This is a genomic window from Ruegeria sp. H9, from assembly GCF_056532915.1.
In genome coordinates, this window is sequence record NZ_JBQFNX010000005.1 from 168,162 (window position 1) to 185,403 (window position 17,242).

Here is a 17,242-nt window from a genome sequence, read left to right on the forward strand (position 1 = left end):
GTCTATCCTGATCAACAGGTGCGAGGTACTTTCATGGATTATCACAGCCCCGCCAGCTTTGCCGAGGCGTCGGCTCTGGCCGCAAATGCAACGGGCATCACTCGGTTTCTGGCAGGCGGCACCGATGTGCTGGTGCAGTTGCGCTCGGAATTGGTGACGCCCGATACGCTGATCGACATCAAGAAGATCGACGGCGTTAGCGAAATTACCCGCAATGCCGATGGCAGCTGGACTCTGGGCGTCGCCGCGACCGGTGCCGAGATGAGCGAGCACGCCGCGTTGGGCCGCGATTGGCCGGGTGTGGTCGAGGCGATGGACCTGATTGGATCGACTCAGGTACAGGGGCGTGCGACGCTGACCGGGAATCTGTGCAATGGCTCTCCGGCGGCGGACTCGGTGCCAGCGATGGTTGCGGCAGGCGTTACAGTCACCGTGACGGGCCCGGACGGCACACGAGAGGTGGCGGTCGAAGACATCCCGACGGGACCCGGCAAGACCTCACTGGCCAAAGGCGAACTGATCTCGGCGGTCAACATTCCAGCGCGTGGCGACAACGCCGGTGACGCCTATCTGCGCTTTATCCCGCGCACCGAGATGGATATCGCGGTGGTTGGTGTGGGCGTAAACTTACGACTGGATGGCGATACCATCACCGAGGCGCGCGTCTCACTGGGGGCTGTCGCACCAACCGTCTTGCTGGTTGAAGACTGCGCCAAAGCGCTGATTGGCAGCGCGTTGGATGACGCGGCGCTGGACGCGCTCGCTGCAGCGGCCTCGGCTGCCTGCAACCCCATTGATGACAAACGCGGCACTATTGCATTCCGCACCGAAGTTGCTGGCGTTCTGGCCAAGCGCGCCGCAAAAATCGCCTATGCCCGCGCAAAGGGAGAAGACGTATGAGTAAGTTCCACGTATCCACCACCGTAAATGGGGACGCGGTTGAATACCTCTGCGACCCACGCGAAACCCTGCTGGACTGTCTGCGCGACAAGCTGAACCTGACCGGCGCGAAAGAGGGCTGCGGCACCGGCGATTGCGGTGCTTGTTCGGTCAGCGTCGATGGCCGTCTTGTGTGTTCATGCCTGATGTTGGGCGTCGAGGCTGAAGGTAAGCAGATCGAAACGGTTGAAGGGATCGCGGACGGCGACGTCCTGCATCCGCTGCAAAAGAAGATGATCGAGTATGCCGCCCTGCAATGCGGCATCTGTACCCCGGGCATTCTGGTGGCGGCCAAGTCGCTGCTGGAAAAGAACCCCAATCCCACCGAAGAGGAAACCCGGTACTGGCTGGCAGGCAATCTCTGCCGCTGCACTGGCTATGACAAGATTATTCGCGCCGTGATGGATACGGCGGCTGAGATGCGGGAGGCTTCGTAATGGCACTGGACGATCGCAAATCTGACTTCACGTTTGTCGGCACCCGCCCTGACCGCCCTGACGGTCTGGACAAGGTGACGGGCCGCGCCAAGTTCGGTGCGGATATCTCAGCCCCCGGCATGTTGCATGGCGCTATCCTGCGTTCACCCCATGCCCATGCGCGGATCGTCAAGATTGATGCTTCAAAGGCCGAGGCCCACAAAGACGTCAAAGCCGTTGTTACCCGCGCCGATTTCGCCGATGTCCCCTTCAAGCCGGGGCTGGAAGGCGAATTCTGGAACGTGCTGGAAAATGTCATGGCGGGCGAAAAGGCTCTGTATGACGGCCACGCGATTGCAGCAGTTGCAGCGACATCAGCCTTGGCGGCGCGCGATGCGCTGAAGCTGATCGAGGTTGAATATGAAGTTTTGCTCCACGTCACAGATGTGGACAAGGCGATGGCACCGGACGCGCCTGTCATCCGCGAAGGTGCGGCAGATTATTCGGTGCCTGAGGGGATGCACCCCAACGTGGTGCGCTATCACGAAAGCGGCCACGGAGATGTCGAAGCCGGATTTGCCGAGGCGGATCTGGTAATTGAGGACAGCTTCGTTACCGAGGCAACCCATCAGGGTTACATTGAACCTCATGCCTGCATGGGGTCTCTGGGTACTGACGGCAAAGGTGAGCTTTGGTGCACCACCCAAGGCCATTGGATCGCACAGAAAACCTGCGCGGCGTTGCTGGGCATCGAAACCTCACAACTGCGTGTGACCGCGTCTGAGATCGGGGGCGGCTTTGGTGGTAAGACCACTGTGTTCATCGAACCGGTTGCTTTGGCGCTCAGCCGCAAGGCCAACCGCCCCGTAAAGATCGTGATGACCCGGTCCGAGGTGTTCCGTGCGACCGGCCCGACCTCATCGGCGTCGATGGATATCAAGATCGGTATGAAGAAGGACGGCACCATCACGGCAGCCGAAGGCATCTTCCGCCTGCAGGGCGGTGCCTTCCCGGGTGCGCCGGGCGAAATGACCGCCATGTGTGCCTTTGCGCCCTACAACCTGACCAACGTTCGCCAGGTCGGTTATGACGTAATGGCCAACCGCCCGAAACAGGCCGCCTATCGCGCGCCAGGCGCTCCGATGGGTGCGTTCGCGGTCGAATCCGTTCTGGATGAGCTGTGCAATCAACTCGGCCTCGACCCGGTGGATGTGCGCCTAAAAAACGCCGCGCATGAAGGCACCAAAGCCAGCTATGGCCCGACCTATGAGCGCATAGGTCTTGTCGAAACGCTTGAGGCCGCCAAGGCGCATCCGCATTACTCGGCCCCGTTGAAGCCGGGGCAAGGGCGCGGGATTTCCTGTGGGTTCTGGTTCAACCATGGTGGTGAGACCTCGGTATCTCTGGCGCTGTCCGAGGACGGCTCGGCCCAAGTCATGGTCGGTACGCCGGATATCGGCGGATCACGCGCGTCAATGGCGCTGATGGCGGCCGAGGTTCTGGGCATTCCCTACGAGAACATTCGCGTCACCGTCGCCGATACGGCAACGCTGGGTTACAATGATGTGAGCCACGGCAGCCGCGTGACCTATGCCTCGGGTCTGGCGACAATCAAGGCGGCGCGCCACGCGGTCGAGCAGCTATGCGCCCGCGCAGCGGCCAGTTGGGGAATCCCGGTTGATGCGGTGAAATGGGAGAACGGCTGTGCCGTGCCCTCAGGCCCCAATGCCGGTGACTTCGATCCGCGCCCGCTGGCCGATATCACCGCCCATATGGGCGCGACCGGCGGCCCGATCTCGGGCCATTTCGAGGCCACGCCGGAAGGCGCGGGTGTATCCTTTGGCACCCATATCGTGGATGCCGAGGTCGACCCGGAAACCGGCAAGACCAGCATCACCCGCTACACGGTCATTCAGGACGCGGGCAAGGCAATCCACCCGACCTATGTCGAAGGCCAGTATCAGGGCGGAGCTGCGCAGGGCATCGGCTGGGCGCTGAACGAGGAATATATCTATGGTGAGGATGGCCGCTTGCAGAACTCGATTTTCCTCGATTACCGCATCCCGGTCGCCAGCGATCTGCCGATGATCGACACGGTGATTGTCGAAGTGCCCAACCCCGGCCACCCGTTCGGTGTACGCGGCGTGGGAGAGACCGGCATCGTGCCGCCCTTGGCCGCCATCGCCAACGCGGTCTCCAACGCGGCCGGTGTACGCCTGAAGCAACTGCCAATGTCCCCGCCGCGCATTCTTGCCGCGCTCAAGGACAATGGTTGAGGTCCACCTCTGGTCCAGCCTCCGGTCTTTGACCGGGGGTCGCGAGGTGGTCGAGGTTGAGGCCGCCACCACGGGCGAATTGCTGCAGGAACTGGTGCGTGTACATCCCCGGCTGCAGGCACCGATCGATGCGGGGGTCTCGGTGGCGTTGGACGGGCGCATCATCGCGACCGGACTGTCCGAGCCGATTCCGGAAGGTGCCGAAGTTTATTTAATGCAGCGTCTCAGGGGCGGTTGAAGGCGAAAGGTCTAGTTGGGCCCCGCCGTCACGCGAAATCACGGGACAGGATGAACGCGCAACACTGCTCGGTCAGATATTGGAAGCGCGAACGCTCGCGGACATAGAGATACACTTGCCTTTTGTCGTGAAGGTCCGTGATCGGGCGGTAAGACACCGCCTCCGGCAAGAATTCGGCAACGGTTTGAGGAAGCACTGTGATCCACTCGCCCGATCGCACCAGCGTGATCAATGAATGCGTGTTGTGAATTGTGATCTCGGCGTTTTTGATTGCCGTATGGAAAGCCGGCGTTTGAATCAGATCGCACAACGTGTTTCGGACAAAGGGTGCGCTGGCGATGTCGGGGATATTCAGCGGTTCTGCGCGTGTGATCAGAGGATGATCCGAGGCCGCGACCAATCCAAAGGAGTCCTGAAATAGTGGAATGGTTTGGATGCCGTTCAGGGCGTGATACCCGGATGCAATTCCGATATCTGCCTGATCCTGAGCGATGGCATCCAACACCTGCTGCGTGTCGGTGTCGCGCAGCTCGATCTTCACCCCGGGGGATTCGCTGCTCATGTGGTGCAATAGTGGTGGAAAGATCAACGCGCCAACCGACGGGACGGATACGATCCGGATCAATCCCTGTTCAGCCAGCGCGGCGGCCTCGATATTCTGGACGGTCTGATCGAATTGGCGCACTTGCCGCAAGCCCAGATCGAGTACCTGCTCACCCAGCGGGGAAAGCTGGTTCTTGCGCTCGCCTTCGAACAGCTTTTTGCCCAGATGGTCTTCGAGCTGCTTCAATGTCATCGAGACGGCTGATTGCGTTCGACCAAGGCGGTCGGCGGCCTCGGACAGGTTCCCGGTCTGGGCCACCGTGCAAAAGCAACGCAGCATCTCAATCTTGATTGCCAACTTCAGGTTCCTTGAAGTTTGTTTAAGTTATTTGAGTTTGACTGATGTGCATCGGAAAATCCATCCTGTGACAAACGAATTCTGACTCTGGGGCGCATTGTGACCAAACTGAACCTGATCGCTGGCGAATGGCTGGCAGGCGAAAGCGAAATCGAAAACCGCAACCCTTCTGATCTGACTGACCTGGTTGGTATGTTCGCGCAAGCCAGCAGCGACCAACTTGAAGCGACGCTGGATCAGGCACGTGTCGCGCAAGCTGAATGGGCTGCCTATGGGCTGGAACGTAAGCAGGCAGTTCTGAACGCCATCGGTAACGAGCTGATGACCCGCGCCGAGGAACTGGGCACGTTGCTCAGCCGGGAAGAGGGCAAACCGCTGGCCGAAGGTAAGGGCGAGGTCTATCGAGCGGGTCAGTTCTTTACCTACTACGCCGCTGAATGTCTTCGTCAGATTGGGGAAAACGCCGACTCCGTTCGCCCCGACATCGAGATTGACGTGCGCCGCGAAGCGGTGGGTGTTGTCGCCATTATCAGCCCGTGGAACTTTCCCACTGCGACCGCTTCGTGGAAGATTGCGCCCGCGCTGTGCTATGGCAACGCTGTGGTGTGGAAACCGGCGAACATCACCCCGGCCTCGGCCGTGGCACTGACCGAAATCATCGAACGGCAGGACATTCCCAAAGGTCTGTTCAGCCTCGTTATGGGCTCAGGCCGCAGTATCGGGCAGCGTTTGGTCGAAAGTCCTAAAGTCAACGCGATTTCTTTCACCGGCTCGGTTCCAGTTGGCAAGGGCATCGCGGCGGCGGCGATCCAGAACCTGACCAAAGTTCAGATGGAGATGGGGTCCAAGAACGCGCTGGCCGTGATGGACGACGCGGATTTGGATCTGGCGGTTTCGCTGGCATTGGGCGGCGCGTTTGGCGGCACCGGTCAGAAATGCACCGCCTCGTCGCGGCTGGTGGTGCATGCAGGCATCCATGATGCTTTTGTCGAGAAACTCGTCGCAGGCGCGCAGGCGATGAAAGTTGGCCACGCGCTGGAAGAAGGTGTTCAGATGGGCCCCGTCGTAAGCCAGCAGCAACTAGGCGAGAACCTCGCCTATGTCGATCTGGGTAAATCTGAAGGGGCCGAACTGGCCTGCGGTGGACAGCGCCTAGAGATGCCGCATGAGGGCTTCTACATGTCGCCGGGCGTGTTCCTGAACACCACCAACGACATGCGCATAAACCGCGAGGAAATGTTCGCGCCGCTGACCAGCGTCATCAAGGTTGGCAGCTATGACGAGGCGCTGAGTGTGGTGAACGACACCAATTTCGGCCTGACCTCGGGCATCGTGACTAAATCGCTGGCCCGTGCCACCCATTTCCGACGCAATGCGCGAACTGGTGTGGTGACGGTGAATCTGCCTACGGCAGGCACCGATTATCACGTACCCTTTGGCGGTCGCGGCGACAGCTCGTACGGGCCGCGCGAACAAGGCAAAGCAGCGGCAGAGTTCTATACCACCGTCAAGACCGCCTATATCAGCGCAGGCCCCGTCTGATGCGTATCGACGCGCTGCAATATGCCAACTGGTCGGAGAAGATTTTCCGCCAACTGCGCGAAGGCGGCGTGGATGCGATCCACGTCACCATCGCTTATCATGAGAATTTCCGCGAAACCGTTCTGAACTTTGAAAAGTGGAATCGCTGGTTCGAGCAATACCCAGATCTGATCATGAAAGGCCGTTGGGCCAGCGACATCGACATCGCGCGCGAAACGGGGCGGACGGCTGTGTTCTTCGGGTTTCAGAACCCATCCCCGATCGAAGACGATATCGGTCTGGTTGAGGTTCTGCATGATCTGGGCGCCCGCTTCATGCAGCTGACCTATAACAACCAGTCGCTGCTGGCGACCGGCTGTTACGAGGCCGAAGACACCGGCATCACCCGCATGGGCAAGCAGGTGATCAAAGAGATGAACCGCGTGGGCCTTGTTGTCGACATGAGCCATTCGGCGGATCGGTCGACCATCGAAGCGGCGGAATTGTCCGAGCGCCCCATTGCCATCACCCATGCCAATCCGCACGAATGGTCACCTGCTTTGCGCAACAAGCGCGATGCGGTGATCCGGGCGGTGACGGAAAATGGTGGGATGCTGGGCTTTTCGGTCTATCCTCATCACCTGAAGGACAAGTCCGACTGCACGTTGGAGAGTTTCTGCGAGATGATCGCCCGCACGGCAGATACATATGGCGTCCAGCATCTGGGGATTGGCACCGACCTGTGTCAAGATCAGCCCGACAGTGTGGTTGAATGGATGCGCGTGGGGCGCTGGACAAAACAGATCGACTATGGCGAGGGTTCGGCCTCGGCCCCCGGTTTCCCGCCAATGCCGGGCTGGTTTCGGGACAATCGCGACTTCGGCAACATCGAGTCCGGCTTGCGCTCCACTGGCATGAACTCCGACGAGGTCGCGGGGATCATGGGCGGCAACTGGTACCGCTTCTTTGCCGATAATTTTGGGCCACAAGGCACATGATGGACCAAAACCCGCATATCGCACGCCGCGACCCGGCCACTGTGATGCGCCTGTCCCGTCTAGGATCGTTGCATCAATGCCGTCTAAGTTTCATGCGGCAATTGACCCGTCGGATGGCTGCCGAAAACTGGACGTTCACCCGCCCAGTCTTCCAGATTGATGAAAAGGGCGTCGGTCACGCGGTCTACACTGCACAAGGTCCGGAACGCGCTTATTCGTTAGTGGCGTTTGCCCATGATCTGCCACCCGAGCAACGCTCGGATCGTGTGATCGCCGAGGCATGGGACGCGACCTTTGCGTTGTTTGACGGAATTCCTGACCCGGAAGACATTGAGCGGCTTTCGCAAAACGTACCTCTGCAAGAGGCCGGGCGTGTAAGCGAAAGCGAGCTGTCCTTGTCACGGGCCAACCGCTCGGTGCGTCTGTGGGCACATGTCGTGGATCGTCTTGCCACCGGTCAGCAGCCCGACCTCGAACAGATTTACAAGGTCGGTTACCTGATGCGGACAACCGCCGTGTATGGCTCGGGCAAGTTCGGCGCGGCAGATCGTGAGAGGATTGCAGACCGAGACGAAGTCAGCGCGCCATTTCAGGCCGAGATGCTTTCGGTCTACCTGACGCGGACCTTCGTGCGCGATCTGGTGCAACATGTGGCCCGCACCAAGGGTGGCGACCAGACCGCAGAGTTGAACCCGGAAATCGCGCGTTGGCTGGGTATAGGCAATTCGACCGGGCTAGGTATGGCGCCTTTCATCGTCAATCACCCGATCCTGTTCAACAACTGGATCATGGTCCGGGAAGAGGCGATCTCGCGGGTTCGGTCCATTGAGACCGCAACAGAGGCAGAAGCGGCCAAGTTTCGCAACATCTTCGCCCGTAGCAGATTGTCGATCTCGTGGTGGAAGTCCGAGCATCCAATCCAGATCGAAAAGCTCGCGGCGCTGAATGCTGACTTGTGCGCAATATCGGACCATCTCGACAAGACCGATCTGACGGGCAATCAGCCCTGGGACCGCTTGATACAGTGGTCTCAGGCTGCGCTCAGCGAAGAAGGGCAGGAGTTGTTGGCCTCGCTGATCCTTGAACCCTACGGAGAACTGGTCGATGGGCTGACCAGCTGTATGGCAGACAGCAACGGTGCGGCGCATGTGATTGATGGCACGATGACCGTTGGCAAGGTGCGCGACCTGATCCGCGCCAGCTTTGGCTGGGCAATGGATCTGGACTGGAACGCGCCCGAACACTGCGCGCGCGCTTGGTATGTGTCCGAGGAAAAGCTCGAGCCCCGGCTGGGTGAGCGGTTTGACGAACCGATTGCAGACTACGAACAGCCGCTAGCCCCGGCGCGCGACGCGGCTCTGGCCGAAAGCGCGCTTTCGGAATGGGCGGATGGTGCACCCATCGCCGAGTTCCTACTTGAACACCCTGAACACCGCCACACGATCCGTCGCGCGCAAATGAGCCGCGTCGCGCCTTACGGCGAAATTCGCGACAACACGATCAGCGCGGATGTTCTGCCGATCGACATGCTGCGTGCCAAACTCTCGTTCTTTGGTGCCACGCATTTCGATCCTCGTTCAGACCGCTGGGTACGTATCTGCATGTATGCTGGCGCGCCTTATCCCGAAGAGTTAAGCAGCAAGACTGCTGATCTGTGGGTCTATCCGGAGCTTGGACCGTGAACGTATCGCTGAATGAGGTCGAAGCCACGGCCAAACGCGCCGCGCGCGGAGCCGGATACCCCTGGGGACTGGCGGAAGAGGTCGGCAAAGCCACACGTTGGCTATGCGCACACGGGATTGATGGCACGAATTCCCTTGCGCAATTGTTGGAGCAAGGTCTGGCGGCCTCGCTCAAGAATCACCGCCCGGTTGAGATGCAGTCGGCTTGGGCGGGGCAAGGCGTGCTTTGCCCGATCATCACGGGCGCGTTGCTTTCTGATCGGTCTGACCTGCTGCACGCAGGTCCCATACGTATCCAGAAGCTCGCAGTACCTGTCTTTTTGCTGCCCTTCGTAGCCTCGGCAGCGCGCGCCCAGAATAACGTGATCACGCATACGTGCGATCTGTTCAGGGCCGCAACGGATGGCGGTCGTCTGGAGGCGGGGCAGGATTGGCCATCGTTTTCTGATCACACCCAGATCACGCTGGGCGGCCAACTTACCACCCCTCGACCGCACGTGACCCGCGCATCCCCGGACCCGGTTTGCTGGGACACCCTCAACCGATTTGCCCATCGCACCTACGCGCCTGCTACCGAAGAATCCCGACTGTTGGGTGCCGGCGCTGGCCTGTCCGACAATGACTGAATGAGAGAGCGACATGATCGAAACCCGTACCCTTAGCCTAGCTGAAATCGAGGATCTTTCTTTCCGTGCGTTGGTGTCCGCGGGCACCAGCGAAGAAAACGCGCGCCCATTGGCAATTGCAACCGCCGCAACCGAGGCGGACGGGGTGGCGAGCCATGGTCTGGCCTATATCCCGATCTATTGCGAACATGTTCAGTGCGGCAAGGTAGATGGGCAGGCCACCCCTCAGCTGTCCCAGCCGCGCCCCGGCGTAGTGACGGTCGACGCCGCGACCGGGTTCGCCCACACGGCGATCGACGCGGGGTTCGAGGCATTGATCGCTGCGGCGCGCACGCAGGGCGTTGCGGTGCTGGCGATCCGCAACAGCTATAACTGCGGCGTTCTGGGTTATCACACCTACCGGCTGGCGCAGGCTGGTTTTGTGGGACTTGGGTTCACCAACGCGCCCGCCTCCATCGCGCCGTCCGGTGGTGCCAAACCGGTGGTCGGAACCAACCCATTTTCAATCGCGGTCCCTGGAAACGACGGCCAACCCGCATTACTGATCGATCAAAGCGCCAGCACCATCGCCAAAAGCGAGGTCATGAAACACGCGCGCGAAGGCAAACCAATCCCGGTTGGCTGGGCGTTGGACGCAGATGGCAACCCTACGACCGACCCGAATGTTGGGCTTAAGGGTTCCATGGCCCCATCGGGTGGGTACAAGGGGGTTGGCGTTGCCCTGATGACCGAGGTTTTGGCTGCAGCGCTGACCGGTGCCACGCTTGGGATACACGCCTCACCTTTTTCGGGAACCGCCGGTGGGCCTCCGAAAACAGGCCAGTTCTTTATTGCAATTGACGCTTCTGCGACTGCGGATGACGCATTTTCTTCCAGAATTGTCGATCTTGTCGAAGCGATCCGATCTCAGAACGGCGCACATTTGCCCGGTGACGGCCGCCAGGCAAAGCGTTTGGTGGCCAAGAACGATGGTGTGGCTGTCAGTGTAGCGACCCTCGAAAAAATAGAAGCTCTGCTGACGTAGGGCTCGATGGCGAAGCTCCGGGACGCTCATGAAGATCTTTCTGGAAATCAGGACACGTGCGAATAGGGAGGAAACACATGTCTATGAAGGAACCTTTTACCGATCTGGAGATCAAGCGATCTTCGGGCGGGTTTTATGAAGGGCACAGTGTTGAGATTGCCTTGCTGAGCAAGTCAATCATGGTCGCGCTGGTTATCTGGGCGCTTGTCTGGCCCGCAAATGCAAACGGAGTTCTTGGAAGCCTGAACTCGCGTCTGCTGGAAGATTTCAACGCCTTCTATATCATTATTGTCGGCTTTTTTGTCTTTTTCCTGTTTGTCGTGGCGGCGCTGCCGCAAACCGGCAAGCGGCTTATGGGCCCAGAGGGTGAAAAACCAGAATTCTCGGATTTCTCATGGTTTTCGATGATGTTTGGCGCGGGCTTGGGCGTCGGTCTCATGGTGTTCGCTACCGCTGAGCCTTTAGGGCTGTGGGGATCGAACCCGGTTGTCATCGCGGGCGATGTCGTCGGCAATAGCGAAGACGCATTGCAGTCGGGATATCGCTACACTTTCCTGCATTACGGGTTTCACGCCTGGGCGATCTATGTGGTGACCGGTCTGTCGCTGGCCTATTACGCCTACACGCGCAACATGCCCCTGACTATTCGCACCGCGCTGACACCTCTGTTCGGCAAGCTGATGAACGGCTTCCTGGGCCACGTCGTGGATGTGCTGGGCGTGGTGGCAACCATTTTGGGTGTTTCAGTTACCATCGGGTACGGGGTTTCGCAGTTCATCGACGGCCTTTACGCCATTTCGGGTATGGAATGGATGATGGATCTGACCGGTGACGCACCGGCCCCCAGCACTGTTGGTCTGCTGGCTGGCCTCATCGTGATCATGGGCCTCTCGATCATCTCGGCTGTCTCTGGTGTTGGTCGCGGCGTCAAGTACCTGTCTAACCTGAACCTGGTGTTGTCGCTGATCCTGTTGCTGGTCTTTGTTGTCTTTGGGTCGTTCCTGTTCGCGATGACGACTTACGCAACTGCATTTGTCGATTACATCCAGCACTTCATTTCGCTCAGCTTTGGTGCTTTCAATCCGCAATCGGCGGCGGCGTTTGATGCCGCCCTGCCGAGTGAAGCAGCGCCGTTTGCCGATGCGCTTTATGCCGGTGCGACCAATCCTTGGGGATCGTTTGACGGGTTCAAATCTGGCCTGGAAGGCGACGCCGCCGCGCTGCCGGAATCTGTTCTGGCTTCGGTCTACGCCGCAGGTGATCCGGGTCGGCAGTTTGGCTGGCAAGCGGGCTGGACCACGTTCTACTGGGCCTGGTGGATCGCGTTTTCGCCTTTCGTCGGCCTGTTCCTGGCGCGCATTTCCAAGGGACGCTCGGTGCGTGAGTTCATCATCGGTTGTGTCTTTGCCCCTGCGCTGGTCTGCTTTGCGTGGATGACCATTCTGGGTGGCACCGCGATCGATCTCGAACTGAATGGCACCGCCGAAGGCGCCATCATCGGGGCGTCGAACACCGCCAAGCTGTTTGTCACCTTGCAAGAGATGATCACCGGTGGGCTGTTGTCTGGCATCACCGTGATGTGCGTCGTCCTGATCATGACCTTCCTGGTCACCTCGGCGGACTCGGGCATTCTGGTGATGAACACCATCATGTCTGGCGGAGATCAGAACATCGGCAACAAGCACAAGATCGTCTGGGGCCTTATCCTGACAGCGGTGATTGGCGCTCTGATCCTCGCTGCGGGTGAAAACAATCCGATGGACGCCTTGCGAAATGCGATGATCATCGGTGCGCTACCCTTTACGATGGTCATGGGCCTGATGTGTATAGCGCTTGCCAAGGCGCTTTATCGCGATGGTCTGAGGCAAAAGCAGACCACAGCACCTGCGGAATAAACCTAGGCACGGGCGGTTGTGATGCAACCGCCCGCTGTCGTCAGGCGCTTTTGCGCGCGTCAACTTCAACTCAATTCAATGAAAATTCCAGTGGCAGAGACGCCACGTGATCGTGCACCATTCGAAGCATTATGTCGGACATGAAGATGGTGTGCCCGGAGGGAATTGAATTTGGATGAGGGAGTGCCAATACATTGATTTAATGATATAAAACCATACGTAGAGCAGCTATGTGTGGCGGTCCTGCGGAGGCGAATTGGCCAATATCATGACTAACATAAGCTACAATGTAACTTCGGCAATTGTTGAAGGCATATCCTTCGCAAGCTTCTCGATAGCCGAACACTTGCACCTACGCGTCCTCGCATTTAGTCAGGATATCGTGAATGCACCGGGCAGCCTTCAGCTCAGAGCAAAGTTACTCTACAAACTTTGCAGATTCTCAGATACGCACCAAACATCATTTCGCCACCGTTTCTACAGCGAACTTTATTGGTCAGCTAAATAATAGCTGCCTCCTGTAACCGTGAATTCGCTGCCGGACGACACTGGAGCTGTCTCCTAAAACGGGAGAGGCAATCTGGCGCGAGACACAGGTTGTCGCCAACCGAAAGTTCACCTCTAACGAGGATTCTGGCTTCTCGCCGCAAAAAAGATGATCCCGGCACAAATGTTCATGCTAATCCAGTAGAGTATTAGTGCAGATGCAAGTGAATAGACCAACGCAAAAAGAACAACCGACACGATTAAGTAACGGATCAATTGATCCTTTTGGTTATGCCAGCGCAATAGGGCCTCGCTAATTCCAAGGAGCAACATTAAGATAGGGAGTAAATTTAATCCAAAAAACAGATGATCTTGTTCCGAAAGATCACTAATTAACAAAAAGCTAACGCCTTTCAATTCATCCGAGCCTCCAAAAATAAAGATCGCCGAAATCAGAAATGGAAGCATAACAACGAACGATGTTCCGGCGACGATCGATTTGATTGGATGATAGCCGTGTTTTTCATAAACTTTTTCAACTACTTCGAATCGTTTTTCGCCTTTTAGTCCAGCAGCTTGCTTTGCGATATCGATGTCGACCAACTGCTTGACCGCGAGAAATTTATCCTCGGACTTTTTCGCCCACTTCTTAAGCGGGATGGTCAAAATCGAGATCACCATTGCAAGCAGAATTATCGATAGCCCAGCAGAATTCGTTGCAGTCCACATCAAATCGAACAGCAAGTCCATCGGATATATAACCGGCAACAGGACCGTATAAACAACATCCCCTATCACTGTGGCTCAATATGGTAAATCACGCGCTTACCGCCTTTGAGGTCTTTGGAAGTACGCACTTTAAAGCGCTCTTTTAGCTCGTGCTCGAAGGCCACGCGGTCGTAATCCAGATACTGTTCCGTTTTGTTCTGCAGCAATTTGACGACCATCTCGTCGTGCCGATCAACGAACTCAATAACGATGTCGCAATTGAAAGACCGCAACCAGTCTAGGAATAATGCCATCGGGATATTGGCAGAAATCCGAATGTGGTGGACAAGGGCCAGAACCAGAATTGCATCTGGATTGGCGCGACTGTCGAATGAAGAGCGTTCCTTGCCTGCCCATCCCTGATTGGGGGAGACGTTGGACAAATCCAGCACTAACGGCAAGATGTTGTTGTGCACCGAGTGACTGGATTCATGCATAAACAGTTTCTGGACCGCATCGTGGTCGCCATCAGCTGCAATGACCAAGTCTGCATGTTCCGCAGCAATTTTTGAAAAAGTGCCTGTGTTGCAGCCGATATCCATTAGGCAATAAGGTTTCTTTTCTTGTACGAACTTTTGTACGAAACCTTTTTTCGCTTGGAGTTCCTCGTCATCGTAAGTGTGGGTTTTGTCGTATTCCGACCAGTCCGTGTGCTCGATGTTCACAGAGAGCGACTTGACCAGTCGCGTTACACTTTCAACAAGTGCCAGTACGTATTTTCGACTGACTTTGCGCTGACTTCGGTCCTGAGCGGGAACGGCATCGCGTTCACGCGCCTCAATCCGCTTTTCTACGCGAGCAGGTAGCATGATGTGGCTAGCGACACCGCGCTTGAAACGGGAGAAACCTCTGAAAAAGTTCGCAGCCTCAACCGGAGGTATACCGTCCAAGTAGGACCGTAATAATGGAAGGTGATTGATGCCCAGATGACTACGCATCATCAACGGCGTCAGAAAACAGCAACAAAACTGTCGGTATGCCAACCAGGGTTCGCCTTCCTGCCAAGGCACAAACGATGGGATGTCAATAAAGACTGGTGCCGTACCTTCAAACTGGATGTTAAAAGGTGTTGAGTCCTTAATGGTCCACCCAGCTTCCAGCGCGTCGGTCAAGATACGCAGATGCAATAGAGCCGCTCGTCTTAGCATGGCGAACGACCATTCGTAAGAGTAAGAAACGATCGAGACAGGCTCATGCTGCATCACACCTGCCCATCCGGCTTCTAGGATTTCCTTTGCAACAGGATCGTCAGGCGCGCAAAGCTTGGTTTTTACAACGCGATTTTCGATTTCAAGTTGTTGGTAGAAGGGCTCAGTCTGGAGCTTTTTGAAGTTCTCAAGCGTTTTATTGTCGACGCCTCGAAAAATCGCAGAACTGCCATTTTCGGGTAAGTCAATTGTATATACACGGCTGCTGGGGTCACGAAAGGAGCCGCTGTTTGCCTTAGTCATCGAGCGCTCGACTGTCTTCTTCATCGCTTTTTGTGCCAAATATCTTTCGCTTCAGCTTATAGAAGTATTTGCGGAACGTGTAAGCAATCGCTGCGAAGAACCCGAGAATTGTGGTTACAATGACGCTCCCCGAACCTGGATCCACGTATGCCAGAGCAACGGATGGGTGCACAATGGCAGCGGCAATGATGAGCAATGCCAATTTCTTGCGGCTATTCATATACATAGTCCTCGAATTTATCACTTACGCCGTCAACGCTTTGGTTGATTCTATAGACTTGATCCAGTTCCTGATAGCGACCCTCGGTCAGGCACTTTAAGATTGCTTCCGCACCTTGAACGCTCGTCGTATACGTCTGCTCATTTCTCAGGTCCACATAGGTTTTACAACGTCCCTTCGGAAAAACGCCCCCTAATATCCCAAAACGGTCATGTACAAAGAACTCTGGATCTTTCGCAAAACGGGTCTCCCAAGTTCCCCGGCTCCGCCAAGGGCCGTGATCACCGAAGATATAAAGAATCGCCGTGGGATCTTCCCGCTCAAGCTGGTCCAGAAGCTGGTTCAACGTTTGCTGTGCTTCCAAAGAACGCTCCAGGTAGAAGTCATTGTAAGCGGCATCGGCTTCTTCGTCTTCGATCAAAAAGTCTTTGCCGGTGTGGCCGGGGGAGTAGATCGAAGCGAGCAAGAATTGCGGCTCCTTTTGACGTGACAGATAAGACACGAAATCAAGTACATGTGCTGCTTTGTCGACCTTTGTATCGGACTTGTTTTTGTCGATGAATCGGCAGAGACCAAACAACGACACCTGTCGAAACTTGCTATCATTGAATTCGCACGCGCCCGCTGTTCGCGACGGAATATGATACCGATCCACATAGCTGCCCTGTTCGGTCCCAAAGTATTTTCCGGCATAGGCCGTGTTGATTTCGTAACCATTGTTGCGGAAAATTGCGTTTAGTCGACCGTCGTACTTACCCGTATAGAGTTCAAAACTTTTACGTTTGCCGCGATCAAATTCATCAACCTCCATCCGTAGCATCAGATTCATCGCATATTTTGTGGGGACACGGACCGAAAACAGATTCTCGAACCTGTCCATTCTGGTATAAACCGGTTCGTGGAAAGCTGTCTCTTCAATGCCCATGTAGCGAGATGTCAGGCTTTTGGGGTGAATTGAGTCAAACGAGATAAGATAGACATTTGGTTTTGTATCAAACGTGATATCTTCGATGCCTGGAAACTCTGTGTTTTCAGCCTCTTCATTCGCATCCAGCATGTCCCGCCCAGGGACAAGGATGAAAATCACAGCCACGATTACAGCAACTATTGCCCGGCCCCGAACACCCAAGCTCAGAACGATGTAAGTCAAATAGATCGCAAGGAGGCAAAGGCCAGCCATTGCTATCATCGGAAGCAATACGAATGCTTCGACCATCGACCAATTAATCGAAAAAACAGCGGCAGCGAAAAGCACACCCGTCAGAGCTCGGGCCGCTATTGCAAGCTTTGAAGGCAACAAATTTGCAACGACAACCATTGCAATAAGGGCGGAAGAACAGGCCAGAAAGGCTGTTCTGATGTAGTCCAACTCAACGGGGCGAAATTCATTTCTAGCGCTGAAAACTGTATCCAGCGTAAAAATCGATAGCGCTACAACTAATATGAATGCGCTTAAGAAAATACCCAGGAGTCTTTTGCGATTATTCATTGCAGAGAAATCAGCTTTCGGTCTTCAGACGAGTGTTTAGAGAAAAGTACCATTTTCTTCAATTGCGGGTGGTTAAGGCTGGTTGAGAGCTCGAGAGGGACCGGTACTACACACTAGGGCTTTTGAAAAGTAGCTAGAGACAGTTCCGAGAGATTTTTAACGTGTTTTGCAGATCGGTCTTCGATGCAATCTGATTGGAACTGGCTCGCGGGCTCTAGTGATTTGGTTTTCTTCCGTTGGACTGGTCCTCCACTATGTTTAGGAAACCGGAGGAGGCACATGGCAGACAGGCGATCGAAGCCCGGGGAGGCA

Annotated in this window: 15 protein-coding genes; 10 read left to right on the top strand and 5 right to left on the bottom strand. The window is 56.4% G+C overall.

Annotated features, from left to right (window positions below):
• The first annotated feature begins 33 nt into the window (after positions 1 to 33).
• The 4 genes from ACR0CZ_RS18515 to ACR0CZ_RS18530 are packed head-to-tail and all read left to right on the top strand — an operon-like array spanning position 34 to position 3,869.
• Positions 34 to 900 carry an FAD binding domain-containing protein gene (locus tag ACR0CZ_RS18515; RefSeq protein ID WP_170398402.1) on the top strand — a complete coding sequence of 289 codons (867 nt, stop codon included), beginning with the start codon at positions 34 to 36 and terminating at the stop codon, positions 898 to 900.
• Positions 897 to 1,376 (top strand): (2Fe-2S)-binding protein, encoded by a 480-nt coding sequence (locus tag ACR0CZ_RS18520; protein ID WP_170408211.1) that lies wholly within the window; start codon positions 897 to 899, stop codon positions 1,374 to 1,376. The genes ACR0CZ_RS18515 and ACR0CZ_RS18520 overlap by 4 nt, the downstream gene beginning before the upstream one ends.
• A complete protein-coding gene (locus ACR0CZ_RS18525; RefSeq protein ID WP_480537251.1) occupies positions 1,376 to 3,631 on the top strand; it encodes a xanthine dehydrogenase family protein molybdopterin-binding subunit in 2,256 nt (751 codons plus the stop codon). The genes ACR0CZ_RS18520 and ACR0CZ_RS18525 overlap by 1 nt, the downstream gene beginning before the upstream one ends.
• Positions 3,624 to 3,869 (top strand): MoaD/ThiS family protein, encoded by a 246-nt coding sequence (locus ACR0CZ_RS18530; RefSeq protein ID WP_170398411.1) that lies wholly within the window; start codon positions 3,624 to 3,626, stop codon positions 3,867 to 3,869. The genes ACR0CZ_RS18525 and ACR0CZ_RS18530 overlap by 8 nt, the downstream gene beginning before the upstream one ends.
• 28 nt (positions 3,870 to 3,897) lie before the next feature.
• Here the strand turns inward: ACR0CZ_RS18530 and ACR0CZ_RS18535 are convergent, their stop codons facing one another.
• The gene (locus ACR0CZ_RS18535) at positions 3,898 to 4,770 is read right to left on the bottom strand and encodes a LysR family transcriptional regulator (RefSeq protein ID WP_170398414.1); all 873 of its coding nucleotides are present in this window, start codon (positions 4,768 to 4,770) and stop codon (positions 3,898 to 3,900) included.
• A gap of 99 nt (positions 4,771 to 4,869) precedes the next feature.
• On the opposite strand from ACR0CZ_RS18535, the gene ACR0CZ_RS18540 reads away from it, so the two are divergent.
• The 6 genes from ACR0CZ_RS18540 (at position 4,870) to ACR0CZ_RS18565 (ending at position 12,516) form a co-directional block, all read left to right on the top strand.
• Positions 4,870 to 6,312 carry an aldehyde dehydrogenase family protein gene (locus ACR0CZ_RS18540; RefSeq protein WP_170398417.1) on the top strand — a complete coding sequence of 481 codons (1,443 nt, stop codon included), beginning with the start codon at positions 4,870 to 4,872 and terminating at the stop codon, positions 6,310 to 6,312.
• Positions 6,312 to 7,289, top strand: a complete 978-nt coding sequence (locus tag ACR0CZ_RS18545; protein WP_170398420.1) for a membrane dipeptidase — start codon at positions 6,312 to 6,314, stop codon at positions 7,287 to 7,289. The genes ACR0CZ_RS18540 and ACR0CZ_RS18545 overlap by 1 nt, the downstream gene beginning before the upstream one ends.
• Complete coding sequence (locus tag ACR0CZ_RS18550; RefSeq protein ID WP_480537272.1) at positions 7,289 to 8,971, top strand: hypothetical protein; 1,683 nt, start codon at positions 7,289 to 7,291, stop codon at positions 8,969 to 8,971. Before ACR0CZ_RS18545 ends, ACR0CZ_RS18550 begins: the two co-directional genes overlap by 1 nt.
• On the top strand, positions 8,968 to 9,597 hold the full coding sequence (locus ACR0CZ_RS18555; protein ID WP_170398426.1) for a DUF3726 domain-containing protein: 630 nt from the start codon (positions 8,968 to 8,970) through the stop codon (positions 9,595 to 9,597). The genes ACR0CZ_RS18550 and ACR0CZ_RS18555 overlap by 4 nt, the downstream gene beginning before the upstream one ends.
• Positions 9,598 to 9,610: 13 nt before the next feature.
• Complete coding sequence (locus tag ACR0CZ_RS18560) at positions 9,611 to 10,621, top strand: Ldh family oxidoreductase (RefSeq protein ID WP_170398430.1); 1,011 nt, start codon at positions 9,611 to 9,613, stop codon at positions 10,619 to 10,621.
• Positions 10,622 to 10,698: 77 nt separating this feature from the next.
• Complete coding sequence (locus ACR0CZ_RS18565; RefSeq protein WP_170398432.1) at positions 10,699 to 12,516, top strand: BCCT family transporter; 1,818 nt, start codon at positions 10,699 to 10,701, stop codon at positions 12,514 to 12,516.
• Between the two features lie 621 nt (positions 12,517 to 13,137).
• On the opposite strand, the gene ACR0CZ_RS18570 is transcribed toward ACR0CZ_RS18565, so the two are convergent.
• From ACR0CZ_RS18570 to ACR0CZ_RS18585, 4 genes are read right to left on the bottom strand one after another with little or no spacing between them, the layout of a single operon-like run.
• On the bottom strand, positions 13,138 to 13,752 hold the full coding sequence (locus ACR0CZ_RS18570; protein WP_170398434.1) for a YidC/Oxa1 family membrane protein insertase: 615 nt from the start codon (positions 13,750 to 13,752) through the stop codon (positions 13,138 to 13,140).
• A 44-nt stretch (positions 13,753 to 13,796) separates the two neighbouring features.
• Positions 13,797 to 15,245, bottom strand: coding sequence for a hypothetical protein (locus ACR0CZ_RS18575; RefSeq protein ID WP_170398436.1), 1,449 nt, complete (start codon positions 15,243 to 15,245; stop codon positions 13,797 to 13,799).
• Entirely contained in the window at positions 15,214 to 15,441 is a 228-nt protein-coding gene (locus ACR0CZ_RS18580) for a hypothetical protein (protein WP_170398438.1), read from the bottom strand. The genes ACR0CZ_RS18575 and ACR0CZ_RS18580 overlap by 32 nt, the downstream gene beginning before the upstream one ends.
• A complete protein-coding gene (locus tag ACR0CZ_RS18585) occupies positions 15,434 to 16,930 on the bottom strand; it encodes an alkaline phosphatase family protein (protein ID WP_170398441.1) in 1,497 nt (498 codons plus the stop codon). Before ACR0CZ_RS18585 ends, ACR0CZ_RS18580 begins: the two co-directional genes overlap by 8 nt.
• Positions 16,931 to 17,242: the final 312 nt, after the last annotated feature.

Coding starts and splice junctions, on each gene's coding strand:
- ACR0CZ_RS18525 (WP_480537251.1), top strand. CDS start 1,376: ATGGCACTGGACGATCGCAAATCTGACTTCACGTTTGTCGGCACCCGC.
- ACR0CZ_RS18570 (WP_170398434.1), bottom strand. CDS start 13,752: ATGGACTTGCTGTTCGATTTGATGTGGACTGCAACGAATTCTGCTGGG.
- ACR0CZ_RS18550 (WP_480537272.1), top strand. CDS start 7,289: ATGGACCAAAACCCGCATATCGCACGCCGCGACCCGGCCACTGTGATG.
- ACR0CZ_RS18580 (WP_170398438.1), bottom strand. CDS start 15,441: ATGAATAGCCGCAAGAAATTGGCATTGCTCATCATTGCCGCTGCCATT.
- ACR0CZ_RS18530 (WP_170398411.1), top strand. CDS start 3,624: ATGGTTGAGGTCCACCTCTGGTCCAGCCTCCGGTCTTTGACCGGGGGT.
- ACR0CZ_RS18515 (WP_170398402.1), top strand. CDS start 34: ATGGATTATCACAGCCCCGCCAGCTTTGCCGAGGCGTCGGCTCTGGCC.
- ACR0CZ_RS18585 (WP_170398441.1), bottom strand. CDS start 16,930: ATGAATAATCGCAAAAGACTCCTGGGTATTTTCTTAAGCGCATTCATA.
- ACR0CZ_RS18560 (WP_170398430.1), top strand. CDS start 9,611: ATGATCGAAACCCGTACCCTTAGCCTAGCTGAAATCGAGGATCTTTCT.
- ACR0CZ_RS18520 (WP_170408211.1), top strand. CDS start 897: ATGAGTAAGTTCCACGTATCCACCACCGTAAATGGGGACGCGGTTGAA.
- ACR0CZ_RS18545 (WP_170398420.1), top strand. CDS start 6,312: ATGCGTATCGACGCGCTGCAATATGCCAACTGGTCGGAGAAGATTTTC.
- ACR0CZ_RS18575 (WP_170398436.1), bottom strand. CDS start 15,245: ATGAAGAAGACAGTCGAGCGCTCGATGACTAAGGCAAACAGCGGCTCC.
- ACR0CZ_RS18565 (WP_170398432.1), top strand. CDS start 10,699: ATGTCTATGAAGGAACCTTTTACCGATCTGGAGATCAAGCGATCTTCG.